Genomic DNA, 15,355 nt, shown 5'->3' with positions numbered 1-15,355 from the left:
CAGGCGACTCGTTCCTGCCGTGTTTCGGCAACGCTAAACTTGACGATACGAATCATATATCCGATAACCCGCCGCCCGGTCCATACCGGAGGCGACGGGAAATCGTCGGTTGAATGTGCTTTCCATGGAAAACCACGTGCCGGAACGGAACGAGACATTCCCGCAGCTTGCGGAATATGACAGGCTGGCATGCCGTCGCCTGGCCATTATGGTGCTGCTGGCGCTCGGTGTTATCGCAGCCTTCACCGCAGACCTTGCGACCGGCCCTTCCAGCCTTGCGCCGCTGGATGCCTTGCGCGGGTTGTTCTTTCCATCCGAATTGTCGCCGTCAATGCGCATCATCACCTGGGAGGTGAGGCTGCCGCAGGCGCTGATGGCCGTGCTGGTTGGCGTGGCGCTATCACTTGCCGGCACCGAGATGCAGACGATCCTTAACAATCCGCTTGCTAGCCCGTTTACGCTGGGTGTGTCTTCGGCCGCTTCGCTGGGGGCCGCACTGGCAATCGTGCTGGGGGTTGGAATCCCCGGCATCGACATTTCGTGGCTGGTTTCGCTCAACGCATTCATATTTGCCTTTGCCTCCGTGCTGCTGTTGCAGGCATTGTCGCGCCTGCGCGGCACCGGGCCGGAGACACTGGTGCTGTTTGGCATCGCCATGGTGTTCACCTTCAATGCGCTGGTTGCACTGATCCAGTTCATCGCCACACAGGAGGCGCTCCAGCAGCTTGTCTTCTGGAGCATGGGAAGCCTTGCCCGCGCCAGTTGGGACAGGCTGCTCGTGCTTTCACTGGTGATTGCCCTGGTTGTTCCGTTTTCGCTGGCAGCCGCATGGCCGATGACAGCCTTGCGGCTTGGCGAGGACCGCGCGCGCAGCTTCGGCATCAATCTTGGCCGCCTGCGCTTCATGACGCTGCTACGGGTCAGCGTGCTTGCCGCCACTTCCGTCGCCTTTGTCGGCACCATCGGTTTCATCGGCCTTGTCGGCCCGCATATTGCACGGCTGCTGGTTGGTGAGGACCACCGCTACTTCCTGCCAACCGCGATGCTGGCAGGTGCTCTCATCATGTCGCTTTCGTCGGTCGCGGCAAAAGTGATCGTTCCCGGCGCGATCCTGCCGGTCGGCATCGTCACGGCGCTGATCGGCGTGCCGTTCTTCATGGCGCTTGTTCTTTTCCGGACGGAGCGGTCATGACCTATCCGGTCAACACACAATCACTTGCCGTCGAAGGGCTGGGCATCAGCTACGGGAAACGTGCAATCATCACAAATTTGTCCACCGCGCCCTTCGCGCCGGGAAGCGTCAGTGCGCTGGTGGGGCCAAATGCAGCCGGCAAGACCACGCTGCTTCGCGGGCTTGCCGGGCTTTTGCGCGCGCAAGGGGCCGTGCGCCTTGGCAAGACAGAGCTTCTTTCGCTCTCCTCACCGGAGTATTCCGGCATTGTCGGTTATATGCCGCAATCGCTGCCGCAGCGCGTGGCGCTGACTGTCTATGAAGCAATGCTTACCGCGCTGAAAACCTCTCGCAGGGCTGGCTCCGCCACAGATATCCGGCGCACCGCGATGGCTACGCTGGAGCGGCTTGGCATTGCCGATCTGGCGATGCGCGGGCTCGATGAGCTTTCAGGTGGCCAGCGCCAGTTGGCAAGCCTTGCCCAGGCAATTGCACGCGCGCCTGCCGTCCTTCTTCTCGACGAGCCGACCAGCGCGCTCGATCTTGCCCACCAGCATCGGGTGATGGGCACGGTCCGGCAGATTGCGCATGAGCGCGGCACGATCTGCATCGTCGTTTTGCATGACATTGCGCTTGCCTGTCGCTGGTGCGAGCGCGTCGTCGTCCTGTCAAAGGGCGCAATTGCGGCAGATGGCACCCCAGAGGCTGCCGTCACGCCGCAGATGCTGGCAACAGTCTATGGCGTCGATGCCCGTGTGGAGCGCTGCTCGCGCGGCTTTGTGCAGGTGATGGTCGACGCGACGCTCTGACCGGCTTCATTTACGTGCGGTCCAATAGATCCCGGCCAGCGGCACGGCAAGAAATTCATCATTGAGCTTTTGCAGCGTTTCTTCGGGCCGGATGTCGGCAAACAGATCGGGCCTGATCCATGTCGCCAGCGTTTCAATCGTCAGGATGTCGAGCGGCGAGTTGAGCAACTGATGCGCAAGCCCGAAGGCCCTGTTGTTTTGCACTGCCGAAAGACCGGAAATGCCCGGGCGTGACACCACGCGTTCAAGCGTTTTTCTGATGGTGGCCTCGTCATAGCCGGGGCCGATCAAAAGGCCTTTCGTGCCTTCCATATGCGGCCCGCCCGTCGCGATATAGACATCCGGGTCCATCTCGATGACATATTCAAGGTTCAGCATGCCGGTGATGCCGGGGATGACATCGGCACCGATATTGTCACCACCGGCCAACGCGATGTAGTCGCCAATATTGCCTTTGCCGGGCGAGGCACAGCATTCTGCGGTGCGCGCCGCATGGGGTTCAAGGAAGACGCTTGGTCGCTTGCCTGCTGCCGAATCAAGCCGGGAACGGATTGTCTCCATGCGCTCGCGCCGGAAGGCAATGAATGCTTCAGCACGCTCTTCGCGTCCGGTCACTGCGCCCAAAAGCCGGAAACCGGGTTCAAGATTTTCAAGCGGATGGTTGAAGAAGTCGATAATCACCACCCCGACGCCTGCCCGTTCAATCTGGCTGATCTCGTCAGCCGAAGGCTGTGACTGGAGCGAGAAGATCGCAAGGTCCGGTTCGGTGGCAAGCACCTGCTCGACCGACAGGTTTCCTGCCGAGCTTGAGGTTTGCTTCAGCGTTTCGATCTGTGGAAATTTTTGCGCAAACTGCTGGTAATAGGCCGGGCCGATCCGGTGGATATCCTTTGGCCAGCCGACAAGCAGGCTGACCGGATCGTCATGGATCAGCGCAAGGGCGACGAGATAGCGGCCATCATCGATGACGATGCGCTTTGCCGGTGCCGCCAGCGTGACCGTGCGCCCGGTCACGTCAGTAACCGTAATCTGTGCCAGGGCCGGTGTTGCCATGGCGGAAAGGAGGATCGCGCAAAGCGCAAATACCCATATAGCGATACGGTGCATGATATGCCTGTTGAGTGTTCTCATTTCATAGCTGCCGCGCGCGCCTTGCGGGCGGGCAACATCCTGCGCAACAGCCCGTCGCGCAGGATGAACTGGTGCCAGATTGCGGCGGCAATATGCAGCATAATGATCGCGGCAATGATATTGACCAGCATCATGTGGGCATCACGCGGCCAGCGGCCAAGGCTCTTGCCAAATGCCGTCACCGTCAGCAGCCCCAGCGCCGGCTGCACCAGAATTGCCAGATAAAGCAGGCCATGCACCGCCTTTGCAGCAAGCGTTATGGGGCGTGATGTGCCCTGCGGCAGGGGCGGGGCGCGATGGGTGAGCCGCCAGCCGATCCGCAGCACTGCAAGCACCAGAACCGCCGTGCCAGCCACAAGATGGATGCGGAAAAGCACGAAGCGCGGGTCCGATCCACGCTCGAAAATGCCCCAGACCCAGCCGGTCGCAAACTGGATCACGACAAGCGCGGCAACAAGCCAGTGCAACGTCACCGATACGCGGTCATAGGCAGGTGCATCAGAGGGGGAAGATGTATCAGAAGACAAGGGTTCGTATCCCGGGATGGCTGGCCACGCAGGCGCATGGGTTACAATTATGTAAGTTGACTTTATCTCTCACATTTATATGTCTGCCGTGCAAGACGCATTCGCGTTGAGAAAAACGGCGGCGTAACCGGCTAATCCTTCTGGAAAACCGAGCTTCGGGGGAACCGGAAAGCCGCTGCGCAAATTGTTAAGTGCATGGAAAGTGACTGCTGCGCAATGACACCGGACAAATCCGTCGAGTTTTGGCTTTCTGCCCAGACCGGCAGTTTCTCTGCTTCCGGGCAAAAGCAACTGTTGCCGCGTGGACCGGTTTCAACGCTTGCGGCACGCGCGCAAGCCTTCATGAATACCCTTGAAGATGGCCCTTCGGTGCTTGTCGGCGCGGTCCCGTTTGACCGCAACGCAGCCGATTTCATCTACCAGCCCGTTTCAACGGATAATCAACCCCGCCTGTCTTCAGACGGCGTAACACAGGCGACGCTGAGCGGGGCCTGCACCATCACGCCCGCCCCGAGCGCGCAAGCCTATGGCGCTGCCGTAGCGCGGTGCCTGCAACTGATAGCTGGGACGCGCGGCGAGCCGGCAGAACTGCGCAAGGTCGTCCTGTCGCGCACTCTCGAACTTGCCGCCGCCCACGACATCGACCCGGAATGGCTGTTTGGCCATCTCGGCCACGACCGCTCAATCACCGCCTTCATGACGCCACTACCGTCAAATGCAACCGGTGCGCCGCCGATGCTGATTGGCGCAACGCCTGAACTTCTGGTGTCGCGGATCGGGCGCACCGTCGTCTCCCATCCGCTGGCCGGTTCATCGCGCCGTCATGCCGATTCAGCACTTGACCGTCAGTCAGCGCAATGGCTGGAGCGCTCCGACAAGAACCGCCGCGAGCATATGGAAGTCGTCGATGCCGTGACCGAAGCGCTTGCACCATTTTGCGACGATGTGTCCACGCCCGAAGGCACGACGCTTCGCCCGACAGCCACGATGTGGCATCTGGGTACGCGGATCGTCGGTACACTAAAGGACCCCGAAACGCCGGTGGGTGAACTGGTCAATGCGCTTCACCCGACGCCTGCGGTGTGCGGCATGCCACGCGAGCGCGCCGCGCAGGTCATTCATGATCTTGAAGGCTATGACCGCGGTTTTTATGCCGGTACAGTTGGCTGGATGAATGCAAGCGGCGATGGCGAATGGTATGTGGCGCTGCGCTGCGCGGAAGTTCACGGCGCAAAGGCCCGGCTCTTTGCGGGCGCAGGCATTGTCGAAGGCTCGGAGCCAGCCGCCGAGATCGACGAGACATCCGGCAAGCTTCTGGCGATCCTTGGCGCGCTGGGGATCGATGAAAACGGCCATCTCTTGCGGGAGCAGGCAGCATGATTCCCCTTCGCCAGACCTGGCCCGACGAATTGGCGCAGCGTTATCGTGAACGCGGCTACTGGCGTGGCGAAACCTTTCCCGGCTTCCTGCGCGAGCGCGCCGCACAGTTCAGCGACCGGGTTGCGGTCATTGGCGGAGATGGCGCAAGCCTCACCTATGGCGAGCTTCTTGCCGGAGCCCGCACTGCCGCTGCGGGCTATCTTGCGCTTGGCCTCAAGCCCGGCGACCGCGTCGTTGTGCAGCTTGGCAATATCATCGAGTTTTTTCCGGCGGTTTTTGGACTTTTCCTTGCCCGCCTTGTGCCGGTCTATGCCCTGCCTGCACACCGGCTGACCGAGATCGTCCATTTTGCGCAAAAGGCCGAGGCCAGCGCCTATGTCATATCCGCCACCCATGACGGGTTCGACTATCGCATGCTTGCCCGCGAGGCGGTTGCACAGGTTCCGGCCATAAAGCATGTCGTGGTGATCGGCGAGGCGGAAGAGTTCGTGCCATTTGCGAACTTCAAGGCCAATGATGCAACCCTGCCGGACGATCCGTCACCATCGGATGTCGCTTTCCTGCAGATTTCCGGCGGCAGCACGGGCCTGTCAAAACTCATTCCCCGCACCCATGACGACTATATCTACACCTTGCGCGCCAGCGCGGAGATTTGTGGCCTCGATGATGACAGCGTCTATATGACGGCGCTGCCGGTTGCGCATAATTTCCCGATGAGTTCTCCCGGTGTCTTTGGCGCTCTTTATGCAGGCAGCCGCATCGTCATGTGTCCGTCGCCAAGCCCGGAAACCGCCTTTGCGCTGATCGAGCGCGAGAAGGTGACGATCACCGGCCTCGTCCCGCCTCTGGCGCTGTTGTGGATGCAGGCGGCGGCAAAGACCACGCATGACCTGTCCAGCCTGAAGGTCATACAGGTGGGCGGCGCAAAATTCATGCCGGAAGCGGCGCGGCGGGTGCGGCAAACCATTGGCTGCGGCCTGCAGCAGGTGTTTGGCATGGCCGAGGGGCTGGTCAACTACACCCGCCTCGATGATCCTTACGAGATTGTCGTGGAGACACAAGGGCGCCCGATCAGCCCGGACGATGAAATCCTCATCGTCGATGACAGGGGCAACCCGGTGCCGGATGGCGAGCCGGGAAATCTTCTCACACGCGGGCCATACACGATCAGGGGCTATCACAATGACGACAGCGCCAATGCGCGCTCGTTCACCGAAGATGGCTATTACCGCACCGGTGACGTGGTGAAGCGCACGCCTGAAGGCTATCTCGTGGTGCAGGGCCGGGCGACCGACCACATCAACCGCGCCGGTGAAAAGATTTCCGCCGAGGAAATCGAGGACCATTTGCTGGCCCATCCGCAGGTTTTCGACGCAGCCGTAGTGTCGCTTCCCGATCCGTTCCTTGGCGAAAAAAGCTGCGCTTTCGTGATCGCGCAAGGTGAAAAACCCAAGGCAGCCGCGCTCAAGGCGTTCATGCGCACACGCAAGGTGGCCGATTTCAAGGTGCCGGACCAGATTGTTTTCGTGGATGCCTTCCAGACCACGGCGGTGGGCAAGATCAGCCGCAAGGAACTGCGCGCCATGCTGCGCGAACAGTTCCTGAGCGACAAAGCAAAGGGATAACCGGATGGGCCTTCCAAAAATTCCAGCCTATGCGCTACCGGGCGAAGACGAAATTCCTGCTGCACGCGGGCCGTGGCAGGTTGAGACGCAACGTGCGGCGCTGCTCATCCACGACATGCAGAATTATTTCGTCAATGTGTTTACGCCCGATGTCTCGCCGATTGCACCGGCAGTCGCCAATATTGCGCGACTGGCAGCCCACTGCCGGGAAAGGGGCGTGCCGGTATTCTACACGGCACAAAATGGCGATCAGGACCGGCGCGACCGTGGCTTGCAGGCAGATATATGGGGGCCGGGCATGACATCGGCGCCGGAGCATCAGGCGATCATTGCCGAACTGGCGCCCGAACCGCAGGACCATGTGCTGGTCAAGCATCGCTACAGCGCATTCCAGCGCAGCAATCTTGAAACGCTGATGCGGGTGCGCGGGCGCGACCAGATCATCATCACCGGCATCTATGCGCATATTGGATGCATGATAACCGCTGGTGAAGCATTCCAGCGCGATATCGAGACCTTCCTTGCCGCCGACGCACTGGCCGATTTCTCACGCGACAAGCATGACCTTGCGCTCGACTGGGTTGCCGGCAGATGCGGCACCCCGATGACAACGACGAAACTGATCGCCGCGCTCGACTGAATGGAGTTCACCCATGGCCATCACCCTTGAAAAGATGCGCGCAGATATTGCCGAAATGATTGGCGAAGAGCCGGAAGCCATCGGCCTTGACGACAATCTGATGGATCTCGGCCTCGATTCCATGCGTCTCATGAACCTCATCCTTATCTGGCAAGAGGCTGGCATTGACCCTGATTTTGGCGAATTCGCCGAAAGCTTCACGCTTGCCGCCTGGTGGGATGCCGTGCAGGCGCGGCAGGCTGCAAAGCCGGACGCGGCGGGTTAAGGCCCGCCATCGTGGAAAACCGACAGTTACAGGCCGAACGCAGCAGCTACGTTCAGCCTCTGCCCCTGACCGAAGCGCAGTCCGGCCTCTGGTATTTGCAGAAGATCGAACCAGACAACCCGATCCTCAACACCGGTCAGTATCTCGAAATTCTCGGTCAGCTCGATCTTGACGCATTCCGCAGCGCCTTCGACCAGATGGCAGGTGAGGCGCAGGCGCTGTCCCTGCGTTTTGAGGAAACGCCGGACGGCCCCGTTCAGCATGTCGATGACACGCTTCGCCCGCGCCTTGACATTGTCGATCTGAGCGATGCGCCCGAACCTGAACAATCAGCACTTGAAGCAATGCGCCGGGACACCGATACGCCCGTCGATCTTGCCGCCGGGCATCTTTCTTCGTTCCGGCTGTTCATTCTCGGTCCGGAGCGCTTCTTCTGGTATCAACGCATCCATCATCTTGCCATTGACGGTTACGGCATGGTGCTGGTGACAAACCGGGTTGCCGAGCTTTATTCAGCGCAGAAAACCGGCGCGACCCCCTCTGCCGGTTTTCCGCCATTTCACCAGGCGGTCAAGGAAGATGCCGAATATCTTGCATCGCAGCGGCGCGAAACGGATCGTGCATTCTGGCGTGACTATCTCGACGCCCTGCCACAAGTCGCTTCGCTGGCGCCCGGTCGGGCAGTTTCCGCCCATTCCTTCCGCCGCGAAACGCTGACAGTGCCGCAGGATTTGTGCCAGCGGCTTCAGGTGCTGGCAAAGGAATACAAGGTGACCTGGCCCGACATGCTTGTCGGCATCGTTGCCGCCTATTGCGCACGTTTCATCGAGGGCGACGAGATCGTCGTCGGCGTGCCGCATATGGGGCGGCTCGGCAGCAAGGCCGCCCGGCTTCCCTGCACGCTGATGAATGTCCTGCCGCTGCGCGTGCGCGTCGATGAGGAGGCCCCGCTGGAAATTTATCTGGGCGATATTGCGCGGCAATCCATACGCATGCGCCGCCATGGCCGCTACCGCAGCGAGCAGATGCGCCGCGAACTGGGGCTGATCGGCGGCCATCGACGCCTGTTCGGGCCGATGATCAATGTCCAGCCCTTCGATGTCGCGCCGAAAATGTCCGGCCTTGATGTGCGGCTTCACATTCTAGGGGCGGGCGCTGTTGACGACATCACCTTTACATTTCGTGGCGACGCCATTGAAACCCTCGTCTTTGAAACGGATTCCAACCCCGATCTTTATTCTGCCGGGGATGCGCAAGCCCATGCCCACCGCCTGCTGGCCTTTATCGGGGCGGCACTTGATGCACCGTCTCTGTCCGCGACTGCCACCGCCTCGCCACAGGAAGCGCAGCGCCTGTTATTCGATCTGAATGATACGGGCCATACGGTGGCGGATGTAACGCTGGTCAAGCTGATCGAAGATAGGATGCGCCAGACGCCGGAGGCTTGCTGCCTTCGCTTCAATGGCCGAACGATGACCTATGGCGAGCTTGACCGGCACTCGGCGGCGCTTGCCGAAAGGCTTGTCGAGCTTGGCGCCGGACGCGACCGGATCGTTGCGGTTGCGCTGCCGCGCTCGTTTGAACTGGTGATCGCCCTTGTCGGCGTGTTGCGCGCCGGGGCAGCCTATATGCCGCTCGATCTTGAGCATCCGCCAGCACGCATCGAACGCATTATGCAGTCGTCGCAGCCTGTCTGCGTGCTGGCACGCGATGACGCTGCTCAACTGTTTGATGCCTCATTGACCCGTCTTGGCCCTGACGAGTGGCCGCAGGAGGTTTCCGGCATCTTACTGCCGGAAGCATCCACCAGTGACATGGCCTATGTGATCTACACGTCAGGATCGACGGGCGAGCCAAAGGGCGTCGTCATCGAGCATCGCGCCATCGTCAACCGACTGGAATGGATGCGCAGCCATTACGGTTTTGACGCGCAGGATCGTATCCTGCAAAAGACGCCCGCGACATTCGACGTGTCGGTGTGGGAGTTTTTCCTGCCGCTGATTTGCGGTGCGACACTGGTTATCGCCCCGCCCGGCGCTCACCGCGACCCGCAGGCGATAGCCACGCTCATCCGTGCGGAAGCTGTCACCACGCTGCATTTTGTGCCCTCGATGCTGTCTGCCTTTCTCGCCTCACCCTCTGCCGCCGGGCTGACGCTTGCCCGCGTGTTCTGCTCGGGCGAGGAACTGACGGCAGACCAGCGCGACCGGTTCCATCGCATGATCCGGGCCGAACTGCACAATCTCTATGGCCCGACCGAGGCCGCCGTCGATGTCAGCTACTGGGAAGCCGGGGCAGATGATACCACGTCGCCCGTGCCGATCGGCTTTCCGGTGTGGAACACACGACTTTACGTGCTCGATGCGCGCATGCGCCCGCTCCCAGTTGGCGTGGTCGGTGAATTGTGGCTGGGCGGCATCCAGCTTGCACGCGGCTATCTTGGCCGCGACGACCTGACCACTGAGCGCTTCATGCCCGATCCGTTCCGGCAAGGCGAGCGCATCTACCGCACGGGCGATATTGCGCGTGTGGACGATGATGGCGCGGTCGTGTTCCTTGGCCGCTCCGACCATCAGGTGAAAGTACGTGGCCTGCGCATCGAGCTTGGCGAGATCGAGGCCGCCGTGATGGCAAGCGGTCTGGCAAGACAGGCAGGCGTCATCGCACGCGAGGACCGCCCGGGCGAAAAGCGCATCGTTGCCTATATCGTTGCCGAAAAAACCTATGAGGAAGACGAGTTGCGTCGCAGGCTTGCCACAGGCCTGCCCGACTATATGGTGCCAGCGGCCATCGTTGCGCTCGACCATCTTCCCGTTACCTCCAACGGCAAGCTTGATCGCGCAGCATTACCGGCACCCGATTTCGTCGATACCGGGGTGAGGCCCGCAACCACGCCAGTCGAGATCGTGCTTGCGGGTCTTTTTGCAGAAATCCTTGGCCTGCCGGCTCCAGCCAGTGCAGATGCCGATTTCTTCATGCTTGGCGGCGATTCGCTGCTGGCGGTCAATCTGATGCTTTGGGTGCAGGAGGAATTCGGGCGCGATCCCGGCCTTGGCGCGCTGTTTGAACATCCCGTCCTTGGCGATCTTGCGGCGGTGATCGAGGCCGAAAGCCTGTCAACGGATGACGGTCTTGGACCAGTGATCCGCCTTGCTGCGGGCACAACCGATGCGCCACCGCTATTCGTCATCCACCCGGCTGGTGGCATCTCGTGGGGCTATCGCGATCTGGCACGGGCACTGGGGCCGACACGTGCGATATATGGCCTTCAGGCCCCGACGCTCAACAATGCGCATCTTGCCCCGGACAGTCTTGAAAAGCTTGCGGCTGACTATGTTGAGCGCATATGCGCGATTCAACCAAACGGCCCGTTCCACCTTGCAGGCTGGTCGGTGGGCGGCATCATCGCCCAGGCAATGGCGGCGATACTGCGTGATGCGGGCAATGAGGTCGGGCTGCTGGCGCTGCTGGATTCCTATCCTGCCGAGTGCTGGCGCTCCGAAGCAACACCGGACGAGTCGGCGGCGTTGCGTGCCTTGCTGGCAATTGCAGGCCATGACCCTGACGCACATACAGACCTTGTGACCCGCGATGAAATCGTCGATTTTCTGCGCAAGGGCAACAGTGCGCTGGGCAATCTTCCACCGGCAGCACTTGATGGCGTCGTGCGTTCGGTGCTCGATGTCAACCGTCTGGTGCGCGGACATGTCCATCGGCGCTTCGATGGCACGCTGACCCATGTTCGTGCCGCCCTCGACCATGCGGGAACCGACCTTGCACCCGGATTGTGGCGTGCGCATGCAGCGCATATCGACGTGGTCGATGTCCCGTTCCTGCACGCCCATCTTACCTCGCCCGAAGCCAGCGCAATGATTGCGCCGGAACTGGAAAAACGGCTTGCAGCACATGACAGGCAACAGGAAACGACAGATGAAACCCTCAGGACTTGAAGGCAGGCTGGCGCTCGTCACCGGCGCGGGCGGCGGCATCGGGGCAGCCGTGGTGCGCCAGCTTCTCGACGAGGGCGCCCGCGTCGTGGCGAGCGATCTCAACACAGCAATGCTCGCAGACCTTGCCTGCACGACCCATGCGCTCGATGTGCGCGACAGCACTGCCGTCGATGCACTGGTTACGCGCATCGAGGCCGAACAGGGGCCGATCGACTTTGGCGTCAATGTCGCAGGCGTGCTGGCCACGGGCCTTGTGACCGAAACGGATGACGGGGCATGGCGACAGGTCTTTGCCGTCAACACCGACGGGGTGTTTCATGTATCACGCGCGCTGGCGCGTGTGATGACCCCGCGACAGCGCGGCGCAATCGTCACCGTTTCATCCAATGCCGCCGGTGTGCCGCGCCATGCCATGGCAGCCTATGCGGCATCGAAGGCAGCTTCGACGATGTTCACCCGCTGTCTCGGCATGGAACTTGCCCCGCATGGCATCCGCTGCAACATCGTAGCTCCCGGTTCCACCCTCACGCCGATGCAGACCGGCATGTGGGCTGATGATAGCGGGGCCAAAAAGGTGATTGCCGGATCGCTGGAGACTTTCAAGAGCGGCATTCCGCTTGGCAAGCTGGCAAGCCCCGACGACATTGCCGATGCAATTGTCTTCCTGCTGTCCGACCGCGCCGCTCATATCACCATGGCCGATCTCTATGTCGATGGCGGCGCAACCCAGCGCGCCTGAGCATGGCATCTGGCCGGTACAATCGGATTGCAAACATTATCTTGAGTATTATAGTCATCTTTAGTATTACGCCTGTGGAGCAGGCCGCCCTGTCAGGCTCAGCCACTCAAATTTTTAACCATTTCGGGATTTGACACCATGATCAGGACCATCCGAACCATCCGTGGGCACGGCTTTGCGCTTGCCGCACGAACGACGCTTCTTGCAGCAACGATTGCGGTTGGGGCGATTGCGGGAGGCATGAGCCCGGCACTTGCACAGGTCGCGTTCGATGCACCGGCCCAGACCAGCGGTCAGGTCCGCGCGCAAGCCGCAGCGCCCGGCCAGCCGGTTCTTCCCGGAAGCGAGGTCAAGGTCACCGGCCAGAACTTCAAGCCTGGACAGAAGATCGTCATCTCCCGTGGTCTGCAACCTTCGGCGGAAGAACCGGCGACCGCAGACGGTGAAGGTCGCTTTGAGGCCGGGTTCACGCTGCCGGCAGATGCTGCGGTCGGCGTCCATCCGCTCGTGCTTTCAACACAAGAGCCTTACCACGCCGAAATCGTCGAGCTGAAAATTTCACCGGATATCCCGCTATCGGGCGCAGAAAAGTTTGATCTTGCCGACCAAAAACTCGTGCAGGGCCTCTATCAGACAGCTTACAGCGCCAGCAATGACGTACTCTTCGTGACTGCTGCAGTTGGCCGCCCGCCGATCAAGGATTCGACGCTCGTCAAGGTTGATCCGACGACACTCGAGATTATCGCGCAGGTCGCGCCCCCTGCAGCACCGGCAAGCGGAGACCGCGAAGGCGGTCTCTATGCCGTCTATGGCGTTGCCGTTGACGAGGAGAACGGAACGGTCTGGGTGACCAATACCCGCCAGAACACGGTCGCTGTTTACAGCCAGTCGGATCTCTCCCTGATCAAGCAGTTCGAGCCGGGAATTGCGACCCACGCCCGCGACGTCGCCATCGCCTCCGGCAACGCCTATGCTTCACAAATCGGTGTTGCCGAACTCGTTGTCTTCGACACCAAAACGCTTGAGCAGGCTGATCCGATCGAGATCAAGTCCAACAACCGCCGCGAGACATTTTCGCCTGCCAGCCTGCAATTCGACGCCAAGACCGGCAAGCTGTTTGCGGTCAGCCTGAGCACGGCTGAGGTGGCAATCATCGACACCGCCACCAACACCGTCGACAAGGTCATTACATTGAAGGGTGCTCGCTCGGCGATCGGTATTGCCTATGACAATGAAACCAACCGCATATTTGTTGCAGCCCAGGGAAGCGACAATCTCCTCATCGTCGATGCCGAGAGCGGTGAGACGCTTCATAACGTGCTGGTCGGGGCGGGTGCGCTCAATGTGGCGTTCGATCCGGTCAATCGCCTTGCCTATGTCAGCAACCGTGGCGCCGACACTGTCACCGTGGTCGATCCCGATGGCAACATCGTTGCAAATCTGGAAAACGCGCCGCTGCCAAACCATGTGCTTGCTGACGGAAAGGGCAATGTCTTTGCGGTGAACAAGTCACGCGGGGCAGACAATCCCGCTGGTGACCGCATTACCCGTATTACCTTGAAGCCCTGACGATCAGCAGCACCAGACATGAAAAAGCCCCGCCGAAGCGGGTTTTTTTTGTTGCCAGAGCAATTTTGCAGCCAGATGGCTGCAAATGCTTTTTAAGCGCAGGCTATCTCACATTGAACCGGACAGGCACGACGATTGTGCGATTGATGCCCGGAGGCGGCGCAGGAACGGGTGAAGCGCGGCGCACCATCGCCACCACTTCCTGGTCAAGTTCCGCCACGCCGGACGAGCGCGTCAGCGCCACCGATTGCACATTGCCATTGCCATCGATGGTGAAGCGAACTTGCGCAACGCCTTCCTTGCGTTGACGGCGCGCTTCAGCCGGATAGCGCTTGCGTCGCTCCAGATGCGCCATCAACCGCGACTGCCAGCGAGCGGGCGAAACCGAACTTCCGCCACGGTTGGTCTGCGGCGCTGCAACCTGCCGCGCTTCCTGCTGCACCCGTGCCTGCGCGCGCGTTGCATCACGCGATGGTGCGGATTGCTGTTTCTGCGGCGGCTTCTGGCGTTGCTTCTTGACCTGCGGCTTCGGCGGGGCCGGACGCACTATCGGCAGCGGAACTTCGACATTTTCCAGCCTGGCAATAACCATCTCCTCGATGGGATCGACAGGCTCGGCAATATCGAGCGGCTCCTCGACAGGCTCGACCTCAACCGGCTCCTCGACCGGCTCGGCAATATCGACCGGCACGACCTCATCGGGTTCCACCGGCTCTGCCACCTCGGTTTCCGGCGGCGTCTCGACGGGAACCGGCACAGCTTCCGCCACCTCGACAGGTTCAACCGGCTCGACATCGACCGGGGTTGGCAAAGCTTCAGCGGCGACCGACTCGACGAGATCGGGCGAGATCTCCTCCTCGACGGCAGCAGGCGCCATGGCGACAGGCGCAAGGTCGATCATGATGGCTGGCTCGCCACCGGCTTCTGCCGGTATGACGGGCGGTTCCTGCAGGATCCACCACGCAGTCCCCGCATGAGCACCCAAAGCCAGTGCCGCTGCTGTGGTCCACAAAACGAGGTGAGACGCGCTGCTTCGCGCCACCTGCTGCGACCATGCAACATCGGGCCTCGCATTCATGGCTCGACAGTCTCCGTTGCCGTTGCCGCCGGCATTTGCGGTGCGGCCTCGCCGGTGCCTTCAAGCCCGACAAGCGCAATCTTCAGATATCCCGCCATGCGCAGCAGGTTCATCACATTCATCAGGTCGCCATAGGCAACCGCACGGTCGGCGCGCAGGAAGATGCGGGTTTCCTTGTCACCCTCGGTGAGGCGATCAACCGCTGCGCCCAATTCGATATGGCTGGCGGGATCATTGCCAACCGAGACGCTCAAGTCTTCCTGCACCGTGACATAAAGCGGTTCGTCAGGGCGTGGCTGCGGCGTGGCTGCCGAGGATGGCAGATCGACATTGATGTCAACGGTCGCAAGCGGTGCGGCAACCATGAAGATGATGAGCAGCACCAGCATGACGTCGATGAAGGGCGTGACGTTGATCTCGTGGTTCTCCGCGAGATCGTCATCGTCGCCTCTGTTGATTCGACCAGCCATC

The 15,355-nt window shown here is 61.0% G+C and carries 13 protein-coding genes; 9 read left to right on the top strand and 4 right to left on the bottom strand.

Annotated features, from left to right (window positions below):
- Positions 1 to 124: 124 nt before the first annotated feature.
- On the top strand, positions 125 to 1,192 hold the full coding sequence (locus ACFPLB_RS13480) for a FecCD family ABC transporter permease (protein WP_378230496.1): 1,068 nt from the start codon (positions 125 to 127) through the stop codon (positions 1,190 to 1,192).
- The gene (locus ACFPLB_RS13475) at positions 1,189 to 1,980 is read left to right on the top strand and encodes an ABC transporter ATP-binding protein (RefSeq protein WP_378230461.1); all 792 of its coding nucleotides are present in this window, start codon (positions 1,189 to 1,191) and stop codon (positions 1,978 to 1,980) included. The genes ACFPLB_RS13480 and ACFPLB_RS13475 overlap by 4 nt, the downstream gene beginning before the upstream one ends.
- A gap of 6 nt (positions 1,981 to 1,986) precedes the next feature.
- On the opposite strand, the gene ACFPLB_RS13470 is transcribed toward ACFPLB_RS13475, so the two are convergent.
- Positions 1,987 to 3,087 (bottom strand): ABC transporter substrate-binding protein, encoded by a 1,101-nt coding sequence (locus ACFPLB_RS13470; RefSeq protein ID WP_378230459.1) that lies wholly within the window; start codon positions 3,085 to 3,087, stop codon positions 1,987 to 1,989.
- Positions 3,088 to 3,107: 20 nt separating this feature from the next.
- Positions 3,108 to 3,638: a cytochrome b gene (locus ACFPLB_RS13465; protein ID WP_378230457.1), complete on the bottom strand. Its 531-nt coding sequence runs from the start codon at positions 3,636 to 3,638 to the stop codon at positions 3,108 to 3,110.
- A 216-nt stretch (positions 3,639 to 3,854) separates the two neighbouring features.
- Here ACFPLB_RS13465 and ACFPLB_RS13460 point away from each other — a divergent pair, with 216 nt between their 5' ends.
- The 7 genes from ACFPLB_RS13460 (at position 3,855) to ACFPLB_RS13430 (ending at position 13,806) form a co-directional block, all read left to right on the top strand.
- On the top strand, positions 3,855 to 5,018 hold the full coding sequence (locus tag ACFPLB_RS13460; RefSeq protein WP_378230455.1) for an isochorismate synthase: 1,164 nt from the start codon (positions 3,855 to 3,857) through the stop codon (positions 5,016 to 5,018).
- Positions 5,015 to 6,643 (top strand): (2,3-dihydroxybenzoyl)adenylate synthase, encoded by a 1,629-nt coding sequence (locus tag ACFPLB_RS13455; RefSeq protein ID WP_378230453.1) that lies wholly within the window; start codon positions 5,015 to 5,017, stop codon positions 6,641 to 6,643. Before ACFPLB_RS13460 ends, ACFPLB_RS13455 begins: the two co-directional genes overlap by 4 nt.
- A gap of 4 nt (positions 6,644 to 6,647) precedes the next feature.
- On the top strand, positions 6,648 to 7,283 hold the full coding sequence (locus ACFPLB_RS13450) for an isochorismatase family protein (RefSeq protein ID WP_378230451.1): 636 nt from the start codon (positions 6,648 to 6,650) through the stop codon (positions 7,281 to 7,283).
- 13 nt (positions 7,284 to 7,296) lie between these two features.
- Positions 7,297 to 7,548: a phosphopantetheine-binding protein gene (locus ACFPLB_RS13445; RefSeq protein WP_378230449.1), complete on the top strand. Its 252-nt coding sequence runs from the start codon at positions 7,297 to 7,299 to the stop codon at positions 7,546 to 7,548.
- 11 nt (positions 7,549 to 7,559) lie between these two features.
- Positions 7,560 to 11,498 carry an amino acid adenylation domain-containing protein gene (locus ACFPLB_RS13440; protein ID WP_378230447.1) on the top strand — a complete coding sequence of 1,313 codons (3,939 nt, stop codon included), beginning with the start codon at positions 7,560 to 7,562 and terminating at the stop codon, positions 11,496 to 11,498.
- Positions 11,479 to 12,237 carry a 2,3-dihydro-2,3-dihydroxybenzoate dehydrogenase gene (locus tag ACFPLB_RS13435; protein WP_378230444.1) on the top strand — a complete coding sequence of 253 codons (759 nt, stop codon included), beginning with the start codon at positions 11,479 to 11,481 and terminating at the stop codon, positions 12,235 to 12,237. The genes ACFPLB_RS13440 and ACFPLB_RS13435 overlap by 20 nt, the downstream gene beginning before the upstream one ends.
- A gap of 138 nt (positions 12,238 to 12,375) precedes the next feature.
- A complete protein-coding gene (locus tag ACFPLB_RS13430; protein WP_378230442.1) occupies positions 12,376 to 13,806 on the top strand; it encodes a YncE family protein in 1,431 nt (476 codons plus the stop codon).
- 103 nt (positions 13,807 to 13,909) lie between these two features.
- Here the strand turns inward: ACFPLB_RS13430 and ACFPLB_RS13425 are convergent, their stop codons facing one another.
- Entirely contained in the window at positions 13,910 to 14,884 is a 975-nt protein-coding gene (locus ACFPLB_RS13425) for an energy transducer TonB (protein WP_378230440.1), read from the bottom strand.
- The gene (exbD, locus tag ACFPLB_RS13420; protein WP_378230437.1) at positions 14,881 to 15,354 is read right to left on the bottom strand and encodes a TonB system transport protein ExbD; all 474 of its coding nucleotides are present in this window, start codon (positions 15,352 to 15,354) and stop codon (positions 14,881 to 14,883) included. Before exbD ends, ACFPLB_RS13425 begins: the two co-directional genes overlap by 4 nt.
- Between the last annotated feature and the right edge of the window lies 1 nt (position 15,355).

It is taken from the genome of Aquamicrobium segne (assembly GCF_042656785.1).
Taxonomy (GTDB): Bacteria; Pseudomonadota; Alphaproteobacteria; order Rhizobiales; family Rhizobiaceae; genus Mesorhizobium; species Mesorhizobium segne.
The sequence above is the reverse complement of the archived record's forward strand: the minus strand, read 5'-3'. Positions and strand labels throughout refer to the sequence as shown.

Bases quoted from the DNA above. Each gene is read 5' to 3' on its own strand.
- ACFPLB_RS13435 (WP_378230444.1), top strand. From the start codon at position 11,479: ATGAAACCCTCAGGACTTGAAGGCAGGCTGGCGCTCGTCACCGGCGCG.
- ACFPLB_RS13460 (WP_378230455.1), top strand. From the start codon at position 3,855: ATGACACCGGACAAATCCGTCGAGTTTTGGCTTTCTGCCCAGACCGGC.
- ACFPLB_RS13475 (WP_378230461.1), top strand. From the start codon at position 1,189: ATGACCTATCCGGTCAACACACAATCACTTGCCGTCGAAGGGCTGGGC.
- ACFPLB_RS13430 (WP_378230442.1), top strand. From the start codon at position 12,376: ATGATCAGGACCATCCGAACCATCCGTGGGCACGGCTTTGCGCTTGCC.
- ACFPLB_RS13450 (WP_378230451.1), top strand. From the start codon at position 6,648: ATGGGCCTTCCAAAAATTCCAGCCTATGCGCTACCGGGCGAAGACGAA.
- ACFPLB_RS13455 (WP_378230453.1), top strand. From the start codon at position 5,015: ATGATTCCCCTTCGCCAGACCTGGCCCGACGAATTGGCGCAGCGTTAT.
- ACFPLB_RS13470 (WP_378230459.1), bottom strand. From the start codon at position 3,087: ATGCACCGTATCGCTATATGGGTATTTGCGCTTTGCGCGATCCTCCTT.
- ACFPLB_RS13480 (WP_378230496.1), top strand. From the start codon at position 125: ATGGAAAACCACGTGCCGGAACGGAACGAGACATTCCCGCAGCTTGCG.
- ACFPLB_RS13445 (WP_378230449.1), top strand. From the start codon at position 7,297: ATGGCCATCACCCTTGAAAAGATGCGCGCAGATATTGCCGAAATGATT.
- exbD (WP_378230437.1), bottom strand. From the start codon at position 15,354: ATGGCTGGTCGAATCAACAGAGGCGACGATGACGATCTCGCGGAGAAC.
- ACFPLB_RS13425 (WP_378230440.1), bottom strand. From the start codon at position 14,884: ATGAATGCGAGGCCCGATGTTGCATGGTCGCAGCAGGTGGCGCGAAGC.